This window comes from Mycobacterium sp. MAA66 (assembly GCF_041261665.1).
Classification (GTDB): Bacteria; Actinomycetota; Actinomycetes; order Mycobacteriales; family Mycobacteriaceae; genus Mycobacterium.
The window spans coordinates 252,009-276,142 of sequence record NZ_JBGCCC010000003.1; the positions used below are offsets into that span (position 1 = coordinate 252,009).

A 24,134-nucleotide genomic window follows, 5' to 3' on the forward strand; every position below is an offset into this window, starting at 1 on the left:
CTATGGCCGGTCAGGCGCCGCACCCGGCAGCATTTTGCATCTCGTCTACGGTTGCGCTGTGTCAGAGACCAACCCCACCCGAGCCATCTGTGTCTACTGTGCGTCCGGGCCGCGACACCCCGAATTGCTCGCCTTGGCCGGCGACGTCGGCCGGGCCATCGCGCAGCGTGGCTGGACCCTGGTGTCCGGCGGAGGCAACGTGTCGGCCATGGGTGCGGTCGCCGACGGCGCCCGGGCACACCACGGCCGCACCGTCGGAGTCATCCCGAAAAAGCTGGTGCACCGCGAACTCGCCGACACCGCCGCCGACGAGCTGATCGTCACCGACACCATGCGCGAACGAAAGCAGATCATGGAGGACCGCTCTGATGCCTTCGTCGTGCTGCCCGGCGGCGTCGGCACCCTTGAAGAGTTCTTCGAGGCCTGGACGGCCGGCTACCTCGGCATGCACGACAAGCCGCTGGTGATGCTCGATCCATCCGGCCATTACGACGGTCTGCTGACCTGGTTGCACTCGCTGGTTCCCGCGGGGTATGTGTCGCAGGCGGCGCTGGACCGATTGGTGGTGACCAAGGACGTCGACACGGCGATGGCTGCGTGTGAGGCCGGTGTGTCGGCTCACTAGGGTTGACCGGCATGAGTGACGACACTTCACGTGCCGGGGTTGGCCTGCTCGATATCGCCACCCGTTTGCCGGCGTTCCTGGCTGATGCGCCCGCGATGGTCCGCGGCGTGGTCACCGGATTCGCGGCTCGCCCCGACAGCCACACCTCGATCGGGAAGGTGTTCCAGGAGCGGGCCGCCCGCTACGGCGATCGGGTCTTCATCAAGTTCGAGGATCGCCAGATCACCTATTTCCAGGCCAACGCGGCGGTCAATCGGTACGCCGCGGTACTGGCCGGGCGCGGCGTCGGGCGCGGCGACGTCGTCGGCATCATGCTGCGCAATTCGCCTGACGCGGTGCTGCTCATGCTGGCCACGGTCAAGTGCGGCGCGGTGGCCGGCATGCTCAACTACAACCAGCGCGGCAATGTGCTGGCCCACAGCATCGGTCTGCTCAGTGCCAAGGTGCTGGTCGCCGAGGCCGATCTGGTCGATGAGATCACCGGCAGTGGCGCCGATACCAGCGCCTTGATCAGCGTCGATGAGCTGCGCCAGTTCTCTGTCGGAGCATCTGCCGCCAACCCGGCGGTGACCGACCAGGTGCAGGCCAAGGACAAGGCGTTCTACATCTTCACCTCGGGCACCACCGGCCTGCCCAAGGCCAGTGTGATGACGCATTTCCGCTGGTTGCGGGCTCTCGGTGGGTTCGGCGGCCTGGGTCTGCGGCTCAAGGGCGAGGACACCCTGTACTGCTGTCTGCCGCTGTACCACAACAACGCGCTGACGGTCGCGGTGTCGTCGGTGCTGAACTCCGGTTCCACGCTGGCACTGGGCAAGCAGTTCTCTGCGTCTCGGTTCTGGGACGACATCATCAAGCACGACGCCACCGCCTTCATCTACATCGGCGAGATCTGCGGCTACCTGCTCAACCAGCCGCCCAAGCCCACCGATCGGGCGCACAAGGTTCGCGTCATCGCCGGCAACGGACTGCGTCCGGCGATCTGGGACGAGTTCACCGAGCGTTTCGGCATCAAGCGGGTGTGTGAGTTCTACGCCTCCAGTGAAGGCAACAGCGCCTTCCTCAACGTCTTGAACATCGACAAATCCACCGGCATCTGCCCGTCCCCGGTGGCCTACGTCGAGTACGACCTGGAGACCGGGGAACCGGCCCGGGCCGCCGACGGCCGGCTGCGCCGGGTCAAGCGCGGCGAGCCGGGCCTGTTGCTCTCCAAAGTCAACAGCCTGCAGCCGTTCGACGGCTACACCGACAAGTCGGCCAGCGAAAAGAAGTTGGTACGCAACGCTTTCAAGGACGGCGACGTCTGGTTCAACACCGGCGATCTGATGCGGGCCCAGGGCTTCGCGCACGCCGCGTTCGCCGACCGCCTTGGCGACACGTTCCGGTGGAAGGGCGAGAACGTCGCCACCACCGAGGTCGAGGCGGCGCTGGGCACCGACAGTCAGATCGAGGAGTGCACGGTCTACGGTGTCGAGGTGCCCGGCTGCGGTGGCCGCGCCGGCATGGTCGCGGTGCAGCTGCGCGCGGGCGCGGAGTTCGACGGGGCGGCGCTGGCGCGTGCTGCGTACAGCAACCTGCCCGCCTACGCGGTGCCGTTGTTCGTCCGTGTGGTGGAGACCTTGGCACATACCTCGACCTTCAAGAGCCAGAAGGTCGATCTGCGCAAGCAGGGCTATGGAGCCGAGGTGACCGACCCGCTCTACGTGCTGTCCGGCCGGGACGAGGGTTACCTGCCCTTCTATGCCGAGTACGCCGAAGAGGTCAAGGACGGTAAGAAGCCACGGTAGTGGTGGTTCGCTAGCCTGGGGGTCGTGCAGTCGACGTTCCCAGGCCAGTTTCTCGGCCGTCCGGTGGCGGGGGATCGTGCCCTCATCATGGCGATTGTCAACCGCACCCCTGACTCGTTTTACGACCGCGGCGCCACCTTCAGCGACGAAGCCGCCAAAGCGGCTGCGCATCAGAAGATCGCCGACGGCGCCGACGTCATCGATATCGGCGGGGTCAAGGCCGGTCCCGGTGACACCGTGGACGCCGAGGAGGAAATCGCCCGGGTGGTGCCGTTCATCGAATGGCTCCGTGGCGCATATCCCGATCAGCTGATCAGCGTGGACACCTGGCGGGCCAGCGTGGCCAAGCAGGCCTGCGCGGCCGGGGCCGACCTGATCAACGACACCTGGGCCGGCGCCGACCCGGGCCTGCCCGAGGTGGCGGCCGAGTTCGGGGCTGGGTTGGTTTGCTCGCACACCGGCGGCGCCGCGCCGCGCACCCGGCCGTTCCGGGTCAACTACGGCATCACCGAACGCGGGGTGGTCGACGACGTCATCGCCGAGGTCACCTCAGCGGCAGAGAAGGCGGTGGCGGCCGGCGTCCGAAAGGACGCCGTCCTGATCGACCCGACCCACGATTTCGGCAAAAACACTTATCACGGCCTTAGTTTGTTGCGCCACGTAAAAGATCTTGTAAATACCGGATGGCCAGTGCTGATGGCCCTGAGTAACAAGGATTTCGTCGGGGAGACTCTTGGTGTGGGACTGACCGAACGCCTGGAAGGCACGCTCGCAGCGACGGCACTGGCCGCCGCTGAGGGTGCTGCCATGTTCCGGGTCCATGAGGTCGGGCCGACTCGACGGGTCCTGGAGATGGTCGCGTCGATTCAAGGTCGGCGTCCACCCACCCGAACAGTGAGGGGGCTGGCATGAGTACCAGCAAGAAGCCGAAGGCGGATTGCCCATGTCACTGATGTCCGAGTTGTCTGCCGAAGCGATCGCCCGTCATGCCTGGCTGGCTGATCGCAGCTGGAGCCGTCCGTCCTGGAGCATCGCCGAACTGGAGGCTGCCAAGGCCGGTCGCACCGTCTCGGTGGTGTTGCCCGCGCTCAACGAGGAAGACACCGTCGCCGCCGTCATCGACAGCATCAGCCCGCTGCTGGGCGGGCTCGTCGACGAACTGGTGGTGCTCGATTCCGGTTCCACCGACGAGACCGAGATCCGTGCCATCGAGGCCGGCGCCCGGGTGGTCAGCCGCGAAGAGGCCTTGCCCGACGTCCCGATTCAGCCGGGTAAGGGCGAGGCGTTGTGGCGTTCCTTGGCCGCCACGACCGGCGACGTCATCGTGTTCGTCGATTCGGACCTGCTCGACCCCGATCCGATGTTCGTGCCCAAACTTCTCGGCCCGATGCTGGTCGCCGACGGCGTGCACCTGGTCAAGGGGTTCTACCGGCGCCCGCTGAAGATCAGCGGCGCCGAAGACGCCAACGGTGGCGGCCGGGTCACCGAGCTGGTGGCCCGCCCCCTGCTCGCCGCGTTGCGGCCCGAGCTGACCTGTCTGCTGCAGCCGCTCGGCGGCGAGTACGCGGGTACCCGTGAACTGCTGACCTCGGTCGGTTTCGCACCCGGCTACGGCGTGGAGATCGGCCTGCTGATCGACACCTACGACAAGCTCGGGCTCGATGCCATCGCCCAGGTCAACTTGGGTGTGCGGACCCACCGCAACCGGCCGCTGACCGAGCTGGCCAGCATGAGCCGTCAGGTCATCGCCACCCTGCTGTCACGTTGCGGCGTGGCGGACTCCGGCGTCGGCCTCACCCAGTTCTTCGCCGACGGCAACGACTTCACCCCGCGGACCTCGGAGGTGTCCCTGCTCGACCGGCCGGCCATGAACACCCTGCGCTGACGCGCGCCTGTCCCACCTGTCGGGGGCATCGGGCAGGATCGTTGGCGTGACGCTGATTCTGATCTACCTGGCGGTGCTGATCCTGGTTGCCGTGGTGCTGTTCGCGTTGGGCAGCGCCCTGTTCGGCCGGGGTGAGCAGCTGCCCCCGCTGCCCCGTGGGACCACCGTCACCGTGCTGCCGGCCTCCGGCGTGACCGGTGAGGACGTCGATGCGGTGAAGTTCACCCAGACCCTGCGCGGTTACAAGACCCGCGAGGTCGACTGGGTGCTGGATCGGTTGGCCCGGGAGCTGGACTCGTTGCGTGGCGAGCTGTCGGCGTTGCGGGTGGCCTACGGCGCCGACGAACCCGAGGCCGCCGACGGCGCCGCAGCCACCGAGAGTGCGCGTCCGTGACAGTGGACGACGGCCGGATCCGGTGCGGCTGGGTCAGCGAGGCCGAGATCTACCAGGACTACCACGACACCGAGTGGGGTCGGCCGCTGCACGGTACTCAGGCGCTGTTCGAGCGGGTTTCACTCGAAGCATTTCAGAGCGGGCTGTCCTGGCTGGTGATCCTGCGCAAGCGGGACAACTTCCGAAAGGCCTTTCGTGGCTTCGACATCGACAAGGTCGCGCGTTTCGGGGAGAAGGACATCGACCGGTTGTTGAATGACGTGGGCATTGTGCGCAATCGGGCCAAGATCGAGGCGACCATCGCCAATGCCCGCGCCATCGCGGACGCCGAATTGGACCTCGACGCGCTGCTCTGGTCGTTCGCGCCGACGTCGCGGCCGCGCCCGACAGACCTGTCGCAGGTTCCGGCGACCAGCCCGGAATCGGTGGCCATGGCCAAAGAACTCAAGCGCCGTGGATTGCGATTTGTCGGCCCGACGACGGCGTACGCGCTGATGCAGGCGACCGGGATGGTCGACGATCACATCGCTGACTGCTGGGTGCCCGCGGCGGAATGAACGGGCGCGTCAGGCGGGTCTTTGCACACCTGCTGCTACCGATAGGGAACAATAGAGCTAGTTCAGATGCAGTTCAGTGCCGGACGTCAACTACCGCGTGACGAATTCCGGCGCGAGACCGGAACCGCGGACGCGGCCCGGCCCCATGTGGAGGGAGCAGTTGATGGCGGCGATGAAGCCCCGGACCGGCGACGGTCCACTGGAAGCAACCAAGGAGGGGCGCGGCATCGTGATGCGAGTACCACTGGAAGGCGGGGGCCGCCTCGTGGTTGAGCTGACGCCCGATGAGGCCGCAGCTCTCGGCGACGAACTCAAGAACGTCACCAGCTAGTCATCCGCAGACCTTCTGGTAGATCTGGAGGGTCTGTTCGGCTATCTGGCCCCAGGAAAATTCTTCGACACAGCGGCGGCGACCGGCGCGCCCGTACTGCCGGGCCCGGTCGGGGTCCGCGATCAGCGCATTGACCGCCGCTGCCAGATCCGTTTCGAAGGCTCTGGTATCGGCGGGGTCGTAGTGCACCAGCGTGCCGGTGTCGCCGTCGGCGACCACCTCGGGAATGCCACCGACGTCGGAACCGACCACTGCCGTCGCGCACGCCATGGCCTCGAGGTTGACGATGCCCAACGGTTCGTATACCGACGGACATACGAAAACTGTTGCAGCCGAGAGTATTTCGCGAATCTGTGCGGTGGGCAACATTTCCTGTACCCAGAACACGCCGTTGCGTGCCGTGCTGAGCCGAGCCACCGCCGCAGAGACCTCGGCGGCGATCTGCGGGGTGTCGGGTGCACCGGCGCACAGCACCAGCTGCACCGAGGGGTCGAACTGATGGGCCGCGGCGACCAGATGCCCGACACCTTTCTGCCGGGTGATCCGGCCGACGAACGCCACGATCGGTCGGTCCGGGTCGACGCCCAGGCCGGCCAGCACCGGGCCCGGCTCCACCGGACACCACGTCGTCGTATCGATCCCGTTGTGCACCACGTGCACTCGCTGCGGATCCAATTCGGGATAGGTGGACAGCACGTCGCGTCGCATCCCGGAACTCACCGCGATCACCGCGTCCGCGGCCGTCACGGCAGTGCGCTCGATCCACGACGACACCCGGTAGCCACCGCCGAGCTGTTCGGCCTTCCACGGCCGGGACGGCTCCAGTGAATGTGCGGTCAGCACGTGCGGGATGCCGTGCAGCAGCGCGGTCAGATGCCCGGCCATCCCGGCGTACCAGGTGTGTGAGTGCACCACGGCGGGCGCCCGGTCCGGGCCAAAGGCGTTGTTGACCATCGCCAGATCTGCCGACATCGTGGTGAGGGCGGCGTTGGCGCCCGCCAGCGCCGGGTCGGGCTGGGCCACCAGAGCGCTCTCGCGGGGAACGCCCATGCAATGCACGTCGACTGCGCACAGTGTGCGCAGGTTCGATACGAGCTCGGTTACGTGAACGCCTGCACCGCCGTAGACCTCGGGCGGGTACTCCCGAGTCATCATCGCCACCCGCATGGCGATGACCGTACCGGTGGCACCTAAGTCGCGTACGGCTAGCCGCTTGGGTTGGCTGCGGATAAGTTGGCACCATGAGGGAACTGCCCCACGTCCTGGGAATCGTCCTAGCCGGTGGTGAGGGCAAGCGGCTGTACCCGCTGACCGCGGACCGGGCCAAGCCGGCAGTTCCGTTCGGTGGCGCGTATCGACTGATCGACTTCGTGCTGTCCAATCTGGTCAACGCGCGGTACCTGCGTATCTGCGTTCTGACGCAATACAAGTCGCATTCGCTGGACCGGCACATCTCGCAGAATTGGCGGCTGTCCGGATTGGCCGGTGAGTACATCACCCCGGTCCCGGCCCAGCAGCGGCTCGGCCCGCGCTGGTACACCGGATCGGCCGATGCCATCCATCAGTCGCTGAACCTGGTTTACGACGAAGATCCGGACTACATCGTGATTTTCGGGGCCGACCACGTGTACCGGATGGACCCCGAGCAGATGGTGCGATTCCACATCGAGAGCGGAGCCGGCGCCACCGTCGCGGGCATCCGGGTGCCGCGGGCCGAGGCGAGTGCGTTCGGTTGCATCGACGCCGACGAGTCCGGCCGGATCCGCAGCTTCGTCGAAAAGCCGGCGAATCCGCCGTCCTGTGCCGACGACCCGGAGCAGACATTCGTCTCGATGGGCAACTACGTGTTCACCACCAAGGCGTTGATCGACGCGATCCGGGCCGACGCCGAGGACGGCGACTCCGATCACGATATGGGCGGCAACATCATTCCGCGGATGGTCTCCGACGGCATGGCCGCCGTCTATGACTTCAACGACAATGAGGTGCCCGGTGCCACCGAACGCGACCACGGCTACTGGCGCGACGTCGGGACCCTGGACGCCTTCTACGACGCCCATATGGATCTGGTGTCGGTGCACCCGGTGTTCAACCTCTACAACCGGCGCTGGCCGATCCACGGCGAGTCCGAGAATCTCGCGCCGGCGAAGTTCGTCAACGGCGGTTCGGCTCAGGAGTCGGTGGTCGGCGCGGGCAGCATTGTTTCGGCTGCCTCGGTACGCAATTCGGTGCTCTCGTCCAACGTGGTGATCGATGACGGTGCCATCGTCGAGGGCAGTGTGCTGATGCCGGGTGTGCGGATCGGGCGCGGCGCGGTGGTGCGGCACGCCATCTTGGACAAGAACGTGGTGGTCGGTCCCGGCGAGATGGTCGGGGTCGACCTGGAGCGTGACCGCGAGCGCTTCTCGGTCAGTGCCGGGGGAGTGGTGGCCGTCGGCAAGGGTGTCTGGATCTAGAGCGCCGCGCGGCGTTTGCGCCGCCGGATCAGCACCACCGTCGCCCAGATCAGTGCGGCCAGCACCACCACGACCAGCGCCGGCACCAGGATCGCGATGATCACCAGGGCAACACTGGTGATGTCCTCCACGGTGCTCAGGATCGGGGCGGCGACGCCGCCGGTCGCGACGTTCGCGACCGGACGGACAGTGGACTTGGTCAGCGATACGGCCAGTGCGGTCAGGGCGCCGATCGCCACCGGAATCCACTGCCCGGAATGGACGAACGCCCCCGGGTCGGTGACCGTGGCGGTCTGCGCCGAGGTGCCGGATCCGAACACGATGCCGCCGGAGGTGGGGCGCACGAAGGTCTGGATGGTGTCGTTGACGGTGTCCAGGGCGGGCACTTTGTCGGCGACGATCTCGACGATCAGCAGCACTGCCACGATGCCGATGACCCAACCGTTGGTCAGCCATGCCCACGGATGCGGTAGGTGCACCAGATTGGTGAAGCGCCCGAGCAACCCCATGGCGAGCAATGGAATGTAGGCATTCAGTCCCGATGCGGTGGCCAGGCCGAAACCGGTGAACAGTTCCACGGGACCCAGTATGTGCCTTTTTGGTTGACCCGCAGCGGGTTTGGCGCTACCAGATGTACGGCACCAGGCGATGCCGCACGGTGTGGGTGTACTCGATGTAGCCGGGTAGCTCGGTGCGCAGCATCTTCTCCTCGTCGAAGATGCGCACCATCAGGATCGGGACGCTGGCGATCACCGGGATCAACCCCCAGTAGGAGCCGAGCGCGGGTGGGGTGGCGACCATCATGATCAGCGCGCAGATGTACATGGGGTGACGCACGATGCCGTACAGCCCGGTCGAGATCACCGGTTGTTCGGCTTCCACCGATATGCTCGCCCCGGCGAAGTTGTTCTGGAGCACCACCAACTGCGCCGCCAGCAGTGAGACACCGACCACGACGTTGCCCAGCACCGTGACCACGGTGGGCACGTGCGACCAGCCGAACCGCCAATCCAGTGCACTGACCACAGCGGTGGCCACCACCGAGGCCAAGATGCCCCACATCACCAACTTCTGTACCGGACGGGTTTCCTTTCCTGGTCCGCCGTTCATGCGCCGGGCCAGTGCGTCGGGCTGCTTGACTGCCAGATACATGCTGGGGCCGATGGTCGCAACCATGAACACGGCAATGAAAACCCAAGCCTGCCAATAGTGCAACGTGCCGGCCGGTCCGCAGAGCAGGATGATGAAAAAGGCGATGCCGAGTGCCGCCGAGGCCATGGTTTGCAGTGCGAGTTTCATGTCGTCCGCCTAGCGTAGGTCGCGGCGCCGGAATGCCATGGCGCCCACTGCTATCAGTGCGGAGTCGAGAACCAGGAGCCAGATCAGTGGGGCGGCGGTGAAAGCACCGACTCGGGGAATGTGGATGAAGGGTTCCAAGTCCAGCAGCCAGTGCGACGAATTCGACAGCGAACCAAGCAGATACACCGCGATGAAGGTGACCAGCACGCCCCAGGCCACCGGGCTGAACCGCGGTGCCACCCCGAACAGCAAGGTGCTCACCCCGATCAGTAGCCACACCGCCGGCAGCTGTACCGCGGCGGACCCCAGGGCCGCCGACCCGTAGCTCAGGCTTGCCAGCAGTCCTGCGGTCAGCATCGCCACCGTGGTGCCCAACACGGCGATAACCAGATGACTTGCCAGCCAACGTATCCGGCTCACCGATCCGGCCAACAGGGTCTCCGCGCGGTGTTCGGACTCCTCTTGGTGCGCTCGCAACGTCAGTGATACCGCGAACGCCGCGACGACCATGCCCAGCATGTTGAAGGCGATCGTGATGAAGGCCTGTTCGAGGGCGCCGGTGCCGCCGAGTCGGGTGACGATCTGCTGTGCAGCCCCTCCGCCGAGCTCGTCGCCGATGCCGTGTACGACGTTGCCGACCAACAGCCCGTAGAGGCCGAGTCCGATCGTCCACGCCAGTATCGAGCCGCGGCTCAACCGCCAGGCCAAGCCCAACGGCCCGCTCAAAGCCTTTGCAGCGCGGGGCTGTCCGCGGCGTTCGGCGAACAATCCGGCGCCGACGTCGCGCCCTGCCTGTAGCTGATAGGCCAGCACGATCAATGTCGCGGTGAGCGCCAGGTGCAGCAGCAGGACCCAGAATCGGTCACCGGCGTAGGGCTGGACCAGCAGCGACCACCCCAATGGCGACGCCCAGGACAGGTGGCTGCCGCCGGCATCGCCGATGGCCCGCACCGTGAATGCGGCGCCGAGAACGGCGAAGGCCGCGCCGCGGGCGACGCGCGCACTGGGTGACAACTGCGCGGCGACCCCGGCGACTGCTGTGAAGACCAGCCCCGAGCATGCCAGCGCTGCGCTGAACGCCAGTGAACCCATAACGGGCACATCAGTTTTCAGTAGACCCAGAAAGCCGATGAATCCGGTGAGCAGCGACGCGCCGCCAGCCAGTAGCAGCGCCGCGGTGAGGCCGGCATTGCGGCCGACGGCGGTCGAGTCCACGAGCTCACTGCGGCCGGTCTCCTCGTCCGCGCGGGTGTGCCGGATCACGGTGAGGATGGTGGCGATGGCGATCAGCACATGGAACATCCCGGCCTTCCAGATACCGGTCGCCCCGAGGCTGTTGTTCAGAATGTTGCCGTACAGCGCGCGTTGGGCGGGACTGGCCATGATGGTCGCGGCGAAGCCGGCGCGGGCGGCGGCCGTGGGGTACACGGCCGCGATGCTGCCGATGTACACCGTCGAAATCGGCAGCGACAGCAGCAACACCCACAACGGCAGGATGATCCGGTCTGTGCGCAGGTAAAGACGAAGCAGCCCAAGGGTTCCGGTGAAGCTGGATCCGTGCCGACCGGCTGCCGGGGCCGGCCGATCCAGTACGGCGGTCATGCGTGCACCTGCTCAAGATTGTGATGGTCTCGCTCGCCGGTCGTGTCGTAGTGCCGCAGGAACAGGTCCTCGAGCGTCGGCGGCTGACTGACCAACGACCGCACCCCGGCGTCGCCGAGCGCCTTGATCACCGCGCCGAGGCTCTCGCTTTCCACTCGGGCATGCAGTGTCTGGCCGTCGAAGGAGATGTCGCTGACGCCCGGCAGGCGATCGATGCGTCCCGGGTTGTTGATCATTTCGGCTTTGATGGTGGTGCTCGACAGATGGCGCATCGCCTCCAGCGTGCCGCTCTCGACGGTGCGGCCCGCGCGGATGATCGTCACGCGCTGACACAGCCTCTCGGTCTCGGCCAGGATGTGGCTGGACAACAGAACGGTCGTGCCTCGGCCGGCGGCCTCGGCGATGCATTGCTGAAAGATGTTCTCCATCAACGGGTCCAAGCCGCTACTCGGTTCGTCGAGCAACAGCAGCCGGGCGCGTGAGGAGAACGCGGAGATCAGGGATATCTTCTGCCGGTTGCCCTTCGAGTAGGTGCGGGTTTTCTTCGTCGGGTCGAGGTCGAAGCGTTCGATCAACTCGGCCCGTCGCGTGGTGTCGATGCCTCCGCGCATCCGGGCCAGCAGGTCGATCGTCTCACCGCCGGTGAGCGTCGGCCATAACGTGACATCACCTGGTACATAAGCGATTTCGCGATGCAGGTCGACGGCGTCCGTCCAGGGGTCACCGCCGAGAAGGCGGACGGTACCGGAGTCGGCCCGCACCAGGCCAAGCAGCACCCGGATGGTGGTCGACTTTCCGGCGCCGTTGGGGCCCAGGAACCCGTGCACCTCGCCCGCGGCCACCTGCAGGTTCAACCCGTCCAGTGCCCGGACCGATCCGAAATTCTTTGTCAGGTTCTCGATCTCGATTGCGTTCATGGTTTCTCCTGTTCGTGTTGCGCCAGAAATCCCTGATAGATGGTGGGGTCGGTGAGCAGGCCTTCGGTGTACAACTCCAGCGAGGGCAGCATCATGTCCTCGGCGTAGTCATGTAGGACCTTGCGCAAATCGTTTGGTGTGTCGTGCATTTGCAGATACATGAGCAATCCGCCGCCGCCGGTGATCGCCAGGTACCGGGCCCGAGCCCGGGGATCGCGGCTGGGCTTGAGGGTGCCGGCTCTGACGCCCTCTTCGATATAGCCCTCGGCATTGTCGATCATGGTGTGCAGCAACGTCTTGGCCAATTCGCCGCCTTCGCGCAGCGCCCGCATCAGATATGCCGTCAGCGGCGCGAAGCTCTCGATGTCGGCCAGTTGTGCCAACCATGCGGCCGGGCTGGCGTTCTGCATTGACTCGCTCTTGGCGGCCCGGATGGATTCGGCGACGTAGGCGTCACAGGCCTGTCGCAGGCCCTCTTTGGATCCGAAGTGGTGGATGACCAAGGCAGCGCTGACCCCGGCGGCTTGCGCGATGCTGCGCAGTCCGACGGTGAAGCCGTGCTCTCCGAACTGCTCGATGGCCGCGTCGCGGATCCGGGCGACGGCGGTCAGATCATCGACTGAACGCATGTTCAATAGGCTAAACGCGCGTTCAGTCGACAGTCAAGGGTCGACCAGGTCAAGTTTTCGTAAGGATTTGGCGGTCAGCGACAACGCTGCGGGTGCCCCGGGCCGGGGCCCGCGGCACGTGAGGCGAGAGGGCTAGTCGCGGACGGCGGCCAGCAGTCCGTCGCCCAGCGGCACCAGAACGGGCGTCAGTTGTTCGTTCTCGGCGATGGCCCGGGCAGCCTCGCGCACCGCGACGACATCGCGATCATTGGCGCCGGCATCGCCCGCACGTCCGCCGAGGGCGGCGCGGTGCACCACGATCACGCCGCCGGGGCGCAGCAGCCGGATGCCCTCGGCGACGAATTGCGGTTGATCAGCCGGCTCGCCGTCGATGAACACCAGGTCATACGAACCGTCGGCCAATCGCGTGAGCACTTCCTGAGCCCGGCCGATGATCAGTCGGGTGCGCGACGGGCCGATGCCGCCGGCAACGAACGTCTGTTTGGCCAGGCGCTGATGCTCGGGCTCGATATCGATCGTGGTCAGCACACCGTCGTCGCGCATCCCCGAGAGCAACCAGAGGCCGCTGACCCCAGCGCCGGTGCCGACCTCGACCACGGCTTTGGCCGACGCGATCTTGGCCAGCACGCTGAGCAGGGCGCCGACGGCCGGGGTCACCGGGTTGGCTCCGATCTCCTCGGCGCGCTCCCGGGCGGCCGCGGTGATCGGGTCCTCGGAGATCGACTGTTCGGCGTGGCTGACGATGGCCTCGGCGCGGCCCGGCTGGGCCGACGGCTCGTCGGTGCTGGTCATGCCCGCAGCCTAAGCGAAACCGTGCGGCCAACCCCGGTCAATGCCGTCGACACGGCCGACACGCCCGCTGCCGAGTAGTGATTTGGCGCCAATGTGGTCCCATTCGCGCAGGTCGGGTCTGAGGCGCCGAGTTTCTAAGCAAAAGTTCAGATTGCTCATATGTCAAGCTCACCGGGGTGCGAGACGGTAGTCGCCATGAACGACGGACAGCGCTTGCAGTCTTCGCGGGTTGGTGCGAACGGGAATATCGGGCTGACCGCCCGGGTTGCCGGGGACGTAACGCCGTCGTGTCTCGCCGACAGCGGCCCTACCGACATGGAGAATCCAACGAGCACCAACACCGTCCTGACCGCCCCTGCCCACATGTCGCACGCCACGGCTGCGCCCGAGCACACCGACTGGGTGGAATCCAGCGATGAGCTGTCCGGGACCGCGGTGTTCGACGCCACCGGCGACATGGCTGCCATGCCGACGTGGGACGAGCTGGTGCGTCAGCACGCCGACCGGGTGTACCGGCTGGCCTACCGGTTGTCGGGTAGTCAGCAGGACGCCGAGGACCTGACCCAGGAGACCTTCATCCGGGTGTTCCGCTCGGTGCAGAACTACCAACCAGGCACCTTCGAGGGCTGGTTGCACCGCATCACCACCAACCTGTTCCTGGACATGGTTCGTCGCCGCTCCCGTATCCGGATGGAGGCGCTGCCCGAGGACTATGACCGGGTGCCTGCCGAGGACCCCAACCCCGAGCAGATCTACCACGACTCTCGATTGGGCCCTGACCTGCAGGCCGCGCTGGACTCGCTGCCGCCGGAATTCCGTGCCGCAGTGGTCCTGTGCGACATCGAGGGATTGTCCTACGAGGAGATCGGCGCCACCCTGGGCGTCAAGCTCGGCACCGTCCGCAGCCGGATCCACCGTGGTCGGCAGGCATTGCGGGATTACCTGGCCAGCCACCCCGGCGACTACACCCAGGCCGCTTCTGGCTCGCTGGCCAAATCCTCCTGAGCGTTCCGGTGAGTAAGTCACAGGGCGCCGCGCTACATTCAAGGCACGCGTCAATTCGTATTCGACGCATCAGGCCTGGGAGGAGTGCGGTGATGGTCGAACCGGGACATGTGTTCCGTCGGGCGTTCTCGTGGCTGCCGTCTCAGTTCGCGTCGCAGAGCGACGGCCCCGTCGGCCCGCGGCGGTTCGGCTCCACCGAGCATCTGTCGGTCGAGGCGATCGCGGCCTTCGTCGACGGCGAGCTGCGGATGTCGGCCCACCTGCGGGCCGCCCACCATCTCTCGTTGTGCGCGGAGTGCGCTGCCGAGGTCGATGCCCAAGGACAGGCCCGCAGCGCGCTGCGGGATTCCTGCCCGGTGGCCATCCCGAATTCGTTGCTGGGTGCGCTGTCTCAGATTCCTCATCACGTCTCGGACCAGCTGACCGACGCGCAGTCGGCGGAAGCCGGTGATCAGCATGTGACCGGCGGGCTGACACGGGATCGTCGCAAGCGCCGGTAGGGTTAACAGCCGAAGACTGCGCACGCCCTGGATGGCGGCGCTGCAGATGGAGAGCGGAACAAACGGGTGACCAATCAGGATTCGTCGGGCAGTAACCCGCGCATGCAGCCGCGCCCGGTTTCGCGCCCACCTGTTGACCCCGCGTCTGCGCGCGCATTCGGCCGGCCCTCCGGTGTGACCGGAGCGTTCCTCGCCGAAGACAAAATGCGCGATCAGGGTGAGTTCACCCCGACCAACCAGGCCCCTGACCGGGTGCTGGCCGAGGCGTTCGGTCGCCCCGGCGGCGCCAGGGATTCGCTGCAGCGCCACCCGGCCGACGCCGGCGCCCTGGATGCCGAGCGCACCGCGGGCGAGTCCGACATCCCGGCCGACCCGTGGCGCGACCCGCAGGCCGTTCCGTCACTCGGTGCCCCGGCGCTCGATCGTCCGGCGCCGGTGATGGTGGCCGCCCCGGTCGGCAAGCTCGGGGTTCGCGACGTGCTGTTCGGCCGTCGGGTCTCGACGGTGGCGCTGGTGATCCTGATCCTGATCGCGCTGGTCATCGGCGCCCTCGGTGGTGTGATCGGACGTAAGACCGCCGAGGTCGTGGAGGCGTTCACCACCTCCAAAGTGACGCTCAAGACCGCGGACGACGGTGACCTGCCTGCCGGACGTTTTGCCAAAGTTGCGGCAGCAGTTGAAGATTCGGTGGTCACCATCGAAGCCATCAGCGACAGCGAGGGTTCTCAGGGCTCTGGCGTGGTGGTGGACGGCCGTGGCTACATCGTCACCAACAACCACGTCATCTCCGAAGCGGCCAACAACCCGAGCCAGTACAAGATCTCGGTGGTCTTCAACGACGGCAAGCAGGTTCCGGCCAACTTGGTCGGCCGTGATCCCAAGACCGACCTCGCGGTGCTGAAGGTCGACAACGTCGACAACCTGCGGGTGGCCCGGCTGGGCGATTCGGAGAAGCTCAGGGTCGGTGACGAAGTGATCGCCGCCGGTGCCCCGCTGGGCCTGCGCAGCACCGTCACGCACGGCATCATCAGTGCGCTGCACCGACCGGTGCCGTTGTCCGGTGAGGGTTCGGATACCGACACCGTGATCGACGGTGTGCAGACCGACGCGTCGATCAACCACGGCAACTCCGGTGGTCCGCTGATCAACATGCAGTCCGAGGTCATCGGGATCGATACCGCCGGAAAGTCGTTGTCCGACAGCGCGAGTGGTCTGGGCTTCGCGATTCCGGTGAACGAGGTCAAGGCCACCGTGGACGTGCTGATCCGGGACGGCAAGATCTCGCATCCGACGCTGGGGCTGACTGCGAAGTCGGCCAGCAATGACGTCGCCTCGGGCGCGGCCGTCGCCAATGTGATCGCCGGTGGTCCGGCCGACAAGGGCGGCGTCCTGGAAAACGACGTCGTGGTCAAGGTCGGTAGTCGCAAGGTGGCCGACGCCGACGAGTTCGTGGTCGCGGTACGTCAGCTGCAGATCGGCCAGCCGGCGCCCATCGAAGTGGTTCGCGATGGTCGGCACGTGACATTGACCGTGGTTCCGGCCGCCGACACTCCCAAGACCTAGCGGGCGACGATGTTCAACATCGGTTGGGGCGAGATGCTGGTGCTGGTGATCGCCGGCCTGGTGATCCTCGGTCCCGAGCGGTTGCCGGGAGCCATCCGGTGGACCGCGTCAGCGTTGAAGCAGGCGCGTGAATACCTCAGTGGCGCAACGAGTCAGCTCAAGGAAGATCTCGGCCCCGAGTTCGAGGACCTGCGTCAGCCGCTGTCTGAATTGCAGAAGTTCCGAGGTATGACGCCGCGCGCCGCGCTGACCAAGCATCTGCTCGACGGTGATGACTCGTTCATCACCGGGGCGTTCGAGCCGAATTCATCGGCTCAGCCCGAGCCGCCCAAGCCGGTCACGCCGCCGACTTCGGAACCGGGCGTCACGCCGTTCGATCCCGACGCTACCTAGAGCTGAATTCTGGTCCGTAGCAGTCTCGCCGGGTCGCGGTAGCGCTCGCGTTCAGCGGCGATTTCCGGTGCCGGCGGCAGGATTTCGTCTGCATCCAGGTAGACGCCACCGGCGCGCAGCGCGTCGTCGAGCATCAACCAGATCCATCGGGCCAGGTCGGTGATCAGTGCATCCTGGCCGCGGCGGTCCGGCTGTTCCAGCCAGTGCCCGGCGGCGGTTTCGACCAGGCCGACGATCCCGTAGGACAAGCGCTCGGCGTCGGCGGCCACGCCGAACGCGTTGACGTACACCTCGAGCACATTGCACAGCAGGTTGGCGATGGTGATCTTGATGTCGGCGAAAGCGCTGAACCCCTCGTCGATCGAGCAGCGTTGTAGGTAGCGATAGAGATTCGGATGTTGGGTCAGAAAGTGGACGTGCGCGCTGACCCCGGCCGTTACGATCTGGGCCATGCTGCCTTCGGGCTGCCACACCGGAGCGAGTTCGGCCGTGATCATCAGGCTGGCCCGCTGGGCGACTTCGCGCTGCAGATCGGCGGCGTCGACGAAATGCCGATACAGCTTGGTGCGGCTGACGCCGACGTGTGCGGCGATCTGCTCGGTCGAGGTTTGTGGTCCGTGCTGCTCGATCACGACGAGGGCGGCGTCGATGAACTCTGCACGTCTGCGCTCGCGTTGGCCGGCCCAGCGACCAGTGGTGGCATTCGCCATGGATCCCTGTCTACCGCATGCACCGGATCGACCGGTACTGCATGTACCCAATCAGCGGGAATCTGGTCATCTAGTGGTACGTCACGTACCATCTGCGTGTTGCGCCATGCGGATGGCGCCGGAATGTTCAAAGGGGAACGACCATGGACGCGGTGTCCATTTTTCGCCGGGTCGCCGGTCTGCCGGCCGCTGACGCGGAGCTCAAGCCCGCGGTCGACTACGGGTTCTTCGGGCCGGGCTCGATGACCTGGCAGGTCTGGAGCTATCCCACATCGCTGTTGCTCGGCTTCGCCCGCGCCGTGACCATCGAGCACCTCGACCCGTACCTGGCGGCTGCGGTGGACGCCAGCGGCCAGGTGTATGCCCGCACCCGGCTGCGTTACGACCGCACCATGCAGTACTTCGCGCTGGTCGCGTTCGGTGACGCCGAAGCGGTACTGGATGCTTCTGAAATCCTGGTGAAGATCCATGGCAAGGCCGTCGGCACCGAGCCGATCACCAAGAAGCCGTTCGACGCCAACGATCCCGACTCGCAATTGTGGATCCATCTGACGGCGTGGCACTCGATCCTCTACACCTACGAGACGTTCGGCCCGGGCAAGCTCACCGAGGCGCAGGAGCTGCAGTACTGGGAGGAGTGCGCCCGGGCTGCGGAGTTCCAGACCATCAACCCTGACGACGTGCCGCGTACCCGCGAGGGCATCCAGCAGTACTTCGAGCAGTACCGGCCGCAGATGGCCGGCTCCGAGGTGGCCCAGAACATGATGAATTACCTCGTCGATCTGGGCTATCACATCTTGCCGGAGCGAGTGCCGAGCTGGATGCGCCGAGTGTTCAACTGGCCGATGCGCCGAGCCATCATCGCCACCATGCCGAAGTGGATGCGTACGCTGGGCGGCATCCCGCAGAACTACTCCGATGACGTCATCGCCAAGCTGGTGGCACGCCCGTTCCTGCGGGCGGTCTCCGGTATCCCGCGCCTGGAGTTGGCGCTCCTGGATTTCACCACACCGCACACCACCCCGATCGTCGGTCCGACGCTGATGAAGATCCCCGCGCTGAACCCGGTGACCTACACTCCGGCGCAGGCTCGGGAAAAATTCGGGCGGACCACCCCGTTGCAGCAATACCAGGCGATCGTCAGCAAGCGGACGCTCGGCCAGGGTCCCGCGCCGTATGAGCACAACCACCAGGACGCCCTGCTGGAGTTCGAAGCCCACGCCGGCTGACCCGACGAAACCAGGAGATTCTCTGATATGTCCGACACCGCGTACACGACTGCAGTCGACGAGGCACTGAATGATCTCGCTGAAGGCGAGAAGACCTGGGCTGCAACCTCTCTGGATCATCGCCGGGAGCTGCTCGACGAGGTGCAGCAGCTGGCCGTGCAGCACGGCGCCGACTGGGTCGACGCAGCCGTCCGGATCAAGCAACTCGATCCCGAGTCACCGCTGGTCGGTGAGGAGTGGATCTCCGGCCCGTATCCGGTGGCCACCGGTGCCGCTGCGATGTCGGCGAGCCTGGCCAAGCTGTCGGCTGGGAAGAGTCCGTTGGACGGGGCCACTTTCGGTTCTGCCGGTGGCCGCACCACGGTTAATGTATTGCCGCTCAATATCTTCGACCGGCTGCTGCTGTCCGGGTTCAGTGCGCAGGTCTGGCTGCAACCCGGCGTCAGTGCCGACGAGGCGCTGCGCACCGCCGGGCTGGCGCAACGAGATCCCGCCAAGACCAATGGAATCGGTGCCGTCCTGGGTGCCGGCAATATCATGTCGATCGCGCCCCTGGACACCTTGTACGAGCTGATCGCCAACAACCGGGTGGTGGCGCTCAAGCTCAATCCGGTCACCGATCTGCTGTTGCCGGTGCTGACCACGGTGCTGGCGCCGTTCATCGCAATCGGCGCGGTCCGGATCCTCACCGGTGGCGCCGATGTGGGTACCTACCTGGTGCAGCACGAGTTGGTGGATCACGTGCACATGACGGGCAGCGCGCTGACCCATGACGCCATCGTGTTCGGGGTCGGCGAAGAGGGCGCCCGGCGGAAGGCCGCGAACGAGCCGGTCCTGACCAAGGACATCACCAGCGAGCTCGGCGGCGTGTCGCCGACCATCGTGGTGCCCGGCAGTTGGAGCCGTGCGGACATCGAATTCCAGGCCAATCACATTGCCACGCAACGGCTGCACAACAACGGCTACAACTGCGTGGCCTCGCAGGTCGTGGTGCTGTCCTCGAAGTGGGCTCAGCGTGACGAGTTCGTTGCGGCCCTGACCAAGGCGATCGGCGCGGCACCCGAGCGTGCCGCCTACTACCCGGGTTCCGATTCTCGGGTGGCCGGCGCCGAGGCGACCTATCCGACGGCTCAGCGGATCGGCGATCGACTCTTGGTCGTGGATCCCGAGGACCGCACCGCCCTGCTGAACACCGAGTACTTCTCGCCGGTGTACGGGGTGATCGACTTGGACAGCGACGGCGTCGAATTCGTCCGCGAAGCCACCCGACTGGCCAACGAGCAGTTCGTGGGCACGCTCGGCGTCAACGTCGTCGCGGCACCCGACACCATCAAGTCCCTGGACAAGGCGTTCGACGCCATGATCGAGGCGCTGCATTACGGCACGGTGGCGATCAACGCCTGGACCGGCGTCGGTTACCTGACCGCGCACGCCACCTGGGGCGCCTTCCCCGGGCACACGCGCAATGACGTACAGAGCGGAATCGGTGTGGTGCACAACGGCTTTCTCATCGAGAAGCCGGAGCGCACGGTGGTCCGCGGACCGTTCCGTCCGTCGCCGCGTTCGCTGCTCAGCGGCGAGCTGTCGATTTCGCCGAAGCCGCCCTGGTTCGTCAACAACCGGACCGCGGCCTCGACTGGTCGGCTGCTGGCCGGATTCGCCGGCAAGCCGAGTTGGGTGAAGCTGCCGGCGATCTTCGCCTCGGCGTTGCGGGGCTGACGCGCTATCCGGGCAGCCGGATCACCTGAGCGGCGTAGGCCAGCCCCGCGCCGTAGCCGAGTAACAGGGCCAGGGAGCCGGGCTTGACCGCACCGGTGGTCAGCAGGGTGTCCATGGCCAACGGGATCGACGCGGCCGAGGTGTTACCGGTGTCTTGAATATCTTGGGCGACAACGGTTTCCGGTTTGAGTTCCAGCCCCTTGGTCAGCAACTCGTTGATGCGGCCGTTGGCCTGGTGCGGTATGAAGGCGGCGATGTCCTCGACGGCCACCCCGGCTGCTTCCATGGCTCGCCGACCCACGTCCACCATCTGGAAAGCCGCCCACCGGAACACCGTCTGGCCCTCCATGCGCAGGAAAGGCCTTGGCCCGGACGGGTTCTCGGTGTAGTCGATCCAGCTGAGGTCCTGCACGATGGCGCCGGACTGCTCGCCGTCACTGCCGGAAACGGTGGGTCCGATGCCCTGCTCGGGCGTCGGTCCGACTACGACCGCGGCGGCGCCGTCGGCGAAGATGAAGGCATTGCTGCGGTCGGTCATGTCGATGGCATCGGACAGCTTCTCCGAACCGACCACCAGGATACGGCCGGCGCTACCGCCCCGGATCATGTCCGCGGCCACCCCGAGCGCGTAGCCGAACCCCGCACAACCCGCGGCGATGTCGAAGGCCGGCACGCCATGCGCGCCGATCGCCGTCGCCACCTGGGGCGCGCATGGCGGAGTATTGCGAAAGTTGGTGCTGGTGGCCACGATCACGGCGTCCACAGCGAGTAGCGGAGCGGATAGCGGATCAGCGCTGTCGGTGCTTCGTAGTCCGGCCGCAGCGCAGGCGCGGCGGCCCGCTTCGCAGGCCATCGACACCGCGGATTCGTCGTGGCCGGCGAACCGCCGGGTCTTGATTCCGGTCCTGGAGTAGATCCATTCGTCCGACGAATCGATGGTGCGGCAGATCTCGTCATTGGTGACGATGCGGCCGGGGCGGTACGCCGCGACGCTCAGCAGACCGACGTGCTGTGCGCCGCCGCGGGTATGGATATGTGTCACTTGCTCATTCCAGTTATCAGCGGCCGGCCGGGTCCAACCCCAGCGACATGCCGGCCAGACCGCGCTTGCGGCTGGACAGCTTGTCGGCGATGTCGCACAAGGCTTTTCCGGCGGCCGACTCGGGATCCGACAGTGCCAGCGGCACACCGGAGTCGCCGGCCGACACCAGTCGCGGATCCAACGGCACCTGGCCGAGCAGCGGAACCTCGGCACCCACTGTGCGCGTGAGGCTTTCGGCAACCCGGGCACCGCCACCCTCGCCGAACAACTGCATCGTGGTGCCGTCGGGCAGGGTCAGCCCGGACATGTTCTCCACCACGCCGACGATGCGCTGACGAGTCTGTACCGCGATGGCGCCGGCCCGCTCGGCGACCTCGGCCGCGGCTATCTGCGGCGTCGTGACCACCAGGATCTCAGCGCCGGGGATCAGCTGTGCCACCGAGATGGCGATATCGCCGGTGCCGGGCGGCAGGTCGAGCAGCAGCACGTCGAGATCGCCCCAGTACACGTCGGCCAGGAACTGCTGCAGTGCCCGGTGCAGCATCGGTCCACGCCACACCACCGGGGTGTTGCCCTGGGTGAACATGGCGATCGAGATGACCTTCACCTCGTGGGCAATCGGCGGCAGGATCATCGAATCCACTTGGGTGGGGCGGTCTTCCACGCCCATCATGCGTGGCACCGAGTGGCCGTAGATATCGGCGTCCAGCAGGCCGACCGACAAGCCCTTGGCGGCCAGCGCCGCGGCCAGGTTCACCGTCACACTGGATTTGCCGACGCCGCCCTTGCCGGAGGCCACTGCGTACACCCGGGTCAGCGAATTCGGCTGGGCGAACGGGATGACCGGCTCGCGGGAGTCACCGCGCAGCAGCGTGCGCAATTCGGCGCGCTGCTCGTCGTTCATCACATCGAGCGTCACCTTGACCGAGCCGGTGCCGGGCACGTCGGTGACGGCGGCGGTGACGCGGTCGGTGATCTCGGCTTTCTTGGGGCAGGCCGAGGTGGTCAGGTAGATCTCGACGTGCACGCCGCCGTCGGATTCGACGGTGACGTTCTTGACCATGCCGACCTCGGTGATCGGACGGCGCAGTTCAGGGTCGACGACTTTGGCCAGCGCGGCACGCACTGCGGAGTTCAGGTCAGCGGACATCAGCGGGAGTCTATGCCTGTGGGGTGTTGCTAAGGCCCGGGAGGTGCACCCTGAGCTGCTGGCATCGGGTCAGCCGGAGGCAGTGCGGGAGGCGCGGCCACGGGAGCGGCGGGGCCGGGTGCTGCGCCCCCATGTGCTGTTCCCACCGCGACCGCAGTGATCGGAACCGGAACTTGCGGCCCCGGGCCAACCGGAGCCGGGCCAACCGGAGCCGGGACAGCGGGAGCTGGGGCAGCAGGAGCCGGCGCGACCGGACCTGGCGGAGCGAGGGGCGCCGGCGGTGCGAACAGCGGGGGCTGGAACGGTGCCGGGGCATCCGGGGCAGGAGGCAGCCCGAACGGCAATGGCGGGGGCGGAACCGGCGCGTCAGGAGCGAACGGAGCGCCGGGCAGTGCACCGGGAACCGCGACCGGCGGCGCCGGGGCAGGTGTCGCCTGCAGGCAGAACACCGCGCAGTTCTGCTGGGGGACTTGGCCGGGGATACCGGGTGCCCCCGGGAACGCGCGGTTGACGTCCATGACGTTGGTCAGGGCCATCGGGTCGTCGGCCGGCAGCCCCATGGCGTTGAGCGGCAGGCCGGGGCCGATGCCCTCGGCGTGATCCAGATGCTGATCGCCGATGGCCGGCGGCGGCCCGACGATCGGCGGCAGGTCGACCGGGGCGATACCGGTGACGTAGGCCTTGGCCCAACCCAGCACGTTCGCCGCGTAGGCCATCGAGTTGTTGTAACGCAGGATCGCGGTCAGCACCTGGTCCGAGTCGCGCAGGTTGAGTCCGCCGCTGCACAGGTAACGGGCCGCGGCCAGCGATGCGTCGAAGACGTTCTGTACGTCCGGCTTGCCGTCACCGATCGCGTCGGAGGCGTATCGCGCCCAGGTACCGGGCAGGAACTGCATCGGTCCCAACGCTCGCGCGTAATAGACCCGGCCTGCCGCGACGCTCTGGACGATTACCTCGTTGCCGGCCAGCGAGCCGTCCAGCACCGGACCATAGATCGGGTACATCGCCGTGCCGCGGGCGTCGGTGGCCCCGTTGTTGGCGTGTCCGGACTCGATGCGGCCGATGCCGGCCAGCAGGTTCCAGCTGATGCCGCAGCCGGGCGCCTGGGTGGCCATGATCTTTTCCGCGGTGCGGTAAGCGTTCAGGGCGATCGGCGGAATGTGTACGCCGCCCGGCGCCATCACGATCGATGCCGGAGGCGGAGAGGCGACGGTCGCCACGTCGATGCGCAGTGCCCGCGGAATCTTGGTGTTTGCCACCACGGTCACGCCAGAGTTGTTCGGCGACGAGCTGGATACCGCGGCCAGCGGGGTGATGCCGTTGTCGTGCATCGCGATGGTGCGCGACGGATCCGCCGCACCGGCGGCCAGCAATCCCACCACGGGCACGATCACCGCGATGGCACCGGCGGGGGAGTGCAGGAAGCGCGAAACACGGCTGCGCGGCTTGGTTTGCGCAGCCGTGGATTCGGCAGCTGCCGCGGACGTCTCCGCGGTGTCGCCCCCCATGTGCACTAATCCGTCCTAGATCGATCTTGAGCCGGCTGGCAACC

25 protein-coding genes are annotated in these 24,134 nt (G+C 66.6%); 14 read left to right on the plus strand and 11 right to left on the minus strand.

Features of this window, described 5'->3' with window-relative positions:
- The first annotated feature begins 58 nt into the window (after nt 1-58).
- The 7 genes from ABIA30_RS13495 to ABIA30_RS13525 all read left to right on the plus strand — a co-directional run bounded on the left by ABIA30_RS13495 (nt 59) and on the right by ABIA30_RS13525 (nt 5,576).
- Nucleotides 59-625 (plus strand): TIGR00730 family Rossman fold protein, encoded by a 567-nt coding sequence (locus tag ABIA30_RS13495; RefSeq protein WP_370066046.1) that lies wholly within the window; start codon nt 59-61, stop codon nt 623-625.
- Between the two features lie 11 nt (nt 626-636).
- Nucleotides 637-2,409: a long-chain-acyl-CoA synthetase FadD6 gene (fadD6, locus tag ABIA30_RS13500; RefSeq protein ID WP_370066048.1), complete on the plus strand. Its 1,773-nt coding sequence runs from the start codon at nt 637-639 to the stop codon at nt 2,407-2,409.
- An 87-nt stretch (nt 2,410-2,496) separates the two neighbouring features.
- A complete protein-coding gene (gene folP / locus ABIA30_RS13505; protein WP_370066330.1) occupies nt 2,497-3,321 on the plus strand; it encodes a dihydropteroate synthase in 825 nt (274 codons plus the stop codon).
- Nucleotides 3,322-3,361: 40 nt separating this feature from the next.
- A complete protein-coding gene (locus ABIA30_RS13510) occupies nt 3,362-4,294 on the plus strand; it encodes a glucosyl-3-phosphoglycerate synthase (protein WP_370066332.1) in 933 nt (310 codons plus the stop codon).
- Between the two features lie 46 nt (nt 4,295-4,340).
- Nucleotides 4,341-4,688: a DivIVA domain-containing protein gene (locus ABIA30_RS13515; RefSeq protein ID WP_370066050.1), complete on the plus strand. Its 348-nt coding sequence runs from the start codon at nt 4,341-4,343 to the stop codon at nt 4,686-4,688.
- On the plus strand, nt 4,685-5,245 hold the full coding sequence (locus ABIA30_RS13520) for a DNA-3-methyladenine glycosylase I (RefSeq protein WP_370066052.1): 561 nt from the start codon (nt 4,685-4,687) through the stop codon (nt 5,243-5,245). Before ABIA30_RS13515 ends, ABIA30_RS13520 begins: the two co-directional genes overlap by 4 nt.
- Nucleotides 5,246-5,408: 163 nt before the next feature.
- Nucleotides 5,409-5,576 (plus strand): DUF3117 domain-containing protein, encoded by a 168-nt coding sequence (locus ABIA30_RS13525; RefSeq protein ID WP_005059648.1) that lies wholly within the window; start codon nt 5,409-5,411, stop codon nt 5,574-5,576.
- Here the strand turns inward: ABIA30_RS13525 and glgA are convergent, their stop codons facing one another.
- Nucleotides 5,577-6,743, minus strand: coding sequence for a glycogen synthase (glgA, locus tag ABIA30_RS13530; protein WP_370066055.1), 1,167 nt, complete (start codon nt 6,741-6,743; stop codon nt 5,577-5,579).
- 74 nt (nt 6,744-6,817) lie between these two features.
- On the opposite strand from glgA, the gene glgC reads away from it, so the two are divergent.
- Complete coding sequence (gene glgC, locus ABIA30_RS13535; RefSeq protein WP_370066057.1) at nt 6,818-8,032, plus strand: glucose-1-phosphate adenylyltransferase; 1,215 nt, start codon at nt 6,818-6,820, stop codon at nt 8,030-8,032.
- On the opposite strand, the gene ABIA30_RS13540 is transcribed toward glgC, so the two are convergent.
- From ABIA30_RS13540 to ABIA30_RS13565, 6 genes are all read right to left on the minus strand, one after another.
- Nucleotides 8,029-8,610 (minus strand): DUF4126 domain-containing protein, encoded by a 582-nt coding sequence (locus ABIA30_RS13540; RefSeq protein ID WP_370066059.1) that lies wholly within the window; start codon nt 8,608-8,610, stop codon nt 8,029-8,031. The two genes, glgC and ABIA30_RS13540, sit on opposite strands and share 4 nt — an antisense overlap.
- 46 nt (nt 8,611-8,656) lie before the next feature.
- Nucleotides 8,657-9,331, minus strand: a complete 675-nt coding sequence (locus ABIA30_RS13545; RefSeq protein WP_370066061.1) for an isoprenylcysteine carboxylmethyltransferase family protein — start codon at nt 9,329-9,331, stop codon at nt 8,657-8,659.
- Between the two features lie 9 nt (nt 9,332-9,340).
- Nucleotides 9,341-10,933 carry an ABC transporter permease gene (locus tag ABIA30_RS13550; protein WP_370066063.1) on the minus strand — a complete coding sequence of 531 codons (1,593 nt, stop codon included), beginning with the start codon at nt 10,931-10,933 and terminating at the stop codon, nt 9,341-9,343.
- Entirely contained in the window at nt 10,930-11,850 is a 921-nt protein-coding gene (locus tag ABIA30_RS13555; RefSeq protein ID WP_370066065.1) for an ATP-binding cassette domain-containing protein, read from the minus strand. Before ABIA30_RS13555 ends, ABIA30_RS13550 begins: the two co-directional genes overlap by 4 nt.
- Complete coding sequence (locus ABIA30_RS13560; RefSeq protein WP_370066067.1) at nt 11,847-12,479, minus strand: TetR family transcriptional regulator; 633 nt, start codon at nt 12,477-12,479, stop codon at nt 11,847-11,849. Before ABIA30_RS13560 ends, ABIA30_RS13555 begins: the two co-directional genes overlap by 4 nt.
- A 132-nt stretch (nt 12,480-12,611) precedes the next feature.
- Entirely contained in the window at nt 12,612-13,271 is a 660-nt protein-coding gene (locus tag ABIA30_RS13565) for an O-methyltransferase (RefSeq protein ID WP_370066069.1), read from the minus strand.
- A gap of 195 nt (nt 13,272-13,466) precedes the next feature.
- Between ABIA30_RS13565 and sigE the strand changes: the two genes are divergently transcribed.
- From sigE to tatB, 4 genes are all read left to right on the plus strand, one after another.
- Nucleotides 13,467-14,276, plus strand: a complete 810-nt coding sequence (gene sigE, locus ABIA30_RS13570; RefSeq protein ID WP_370066071.1) for an RNA polymerase sigma factor SigE — start codon at nt 13,467-13,469, stop codon at nt 14,274-14,276.
- A gap of 92 nt (nt 14,277-14,368) precedes the next feature.
- Nucleotides 14,369-14,776: an anti-sigma E factor RseA gene (rseA, locus tag ABIA30_RS13575; protein WP_370066073.1), complete on the plus strand. Its 408-nt coding sequence runs from the start codon at nt 14,369-14,371 to the stop codon at nt 14,774-14,776.
- A 66-nt stretch (nt 14,777-14,842) separates the two neighbouring features.
- Nucleotides 14,843-16,339, plus strand: coding sequence for a S1C family serine protease (locus ABIA30_RS13580; protein WP_370066075.1), 1,497 nt, complete (start codon nt 14,843-14,845; stop codon nt 16,337-16,339).
- 9 nt (nt 16,340-16,348) lie between these two features.
- Nucleotides 16,349-16,732, plus strand: coding sequence for a Sec-independent protein translocase protein TatB (gene tatB / locus ABIA30_RS13585; RefSeq protein WP_370066077.1), 384 nt, complete (start codon nt 16,349-16,351; stop codon nt 16,730-16,732).
- Here tatB and ABIA30_RS13590 read toward each other — a convergent pair.
- On the minus strand, nt 16,729-17,442 hold the full coding sequence (locus ABIA30_RS13590) for a TetR/AcrR family transcriptional regulator (protein ID WP_370066079.1): 714 nt from the start codon (nt 17,440-17,442) through the stop codon (nt 16,729-16,731). The two genes, tatB and ABIA30_RS13590, sit on opposite strands and share 4 nt — an antisense overlap.
- Nucleotides 17,443-17,585: 143 nt before the next feature.
- Here ABIA30_RS13590 and ABIA30_RS13595 point away from each other — a divergent pair, with 143 nt between their 5' ends.
- Nucleotides 17,586-18,671, plus strand: coding sequence for an oxygenase MpaB family protein (locus ABIA30_RS13595; RefSeq protein WP_370066081.1), 1,086 nt, complete (start codon nt 17,586-17,588; stop codon nt 18,669-18,671).
- Between the two features lie 27 nt (nt 18,672-18,698).
- Nucleotides 18,699-20,390, plus strand: a complete 1,692-nt coding sequence (locus ABIA30_RS13600) for an aldehyde dehydrogenase family protein (RefSeq protein ID WP_370066083.1) — start codon at nt 18,699-18,701, stop codon at nt 20,388-20,390.
- Nucleotides 20,391-20,394: 4 nt separating this feature from the next.
- Here the strand turns inward: ABIA30_RS13600 and ABIA30_RS13605 are convergent, their stop codons facing one another.
- The 3 genes from ABIA30_RS13605 to ABIA30_RS13615 are packed head-to-tail and all read right to left on the minus strand — an operon-like array spanning nt 20,395 to nt 24,096.
- Nucleotides 20,395-21,432, minus strand: a complete 1,038-nt coding sequence (locus ABIA30_RS13605) for a beta-ketoacyl-ACP synthase III (protein ID WP_370066085.1) — start codon at nt 21,430-21,432, stop codon at nt 20,395-20,397.
- Between the two features lie 16 nt (nt 21,433-21,448).
- Nucleotides 21,449-22,582, minus strand: a complete 1,134-nt coding sequence (locus ABIA30_RS13610) for an Mrp/NBP35 family ATP-binding protein (protein ID WP_370066087.1) — start codon at nt 22,580-22,582, stop codon at nt 21,449-21,451.
- A gap of 29 nt (nt 22,583-22,611) precedes the next feature.
- Nucleotides 22,612-24,096 carry a lytic transglycosylase domain-containing protein gene (locus ABIA30_RS13615; protein ID WP_370066089.1) on the minus strand — a complete coding sequence of 495 codons (1,485 nt, stop codon included), beginning with the start codon at nt 24,094-24,096 and terminating at the stop codon, nt 22,612-22,614.
- Nucleotides 24,097-24,134: the final 38 nt, after the last annotated feature.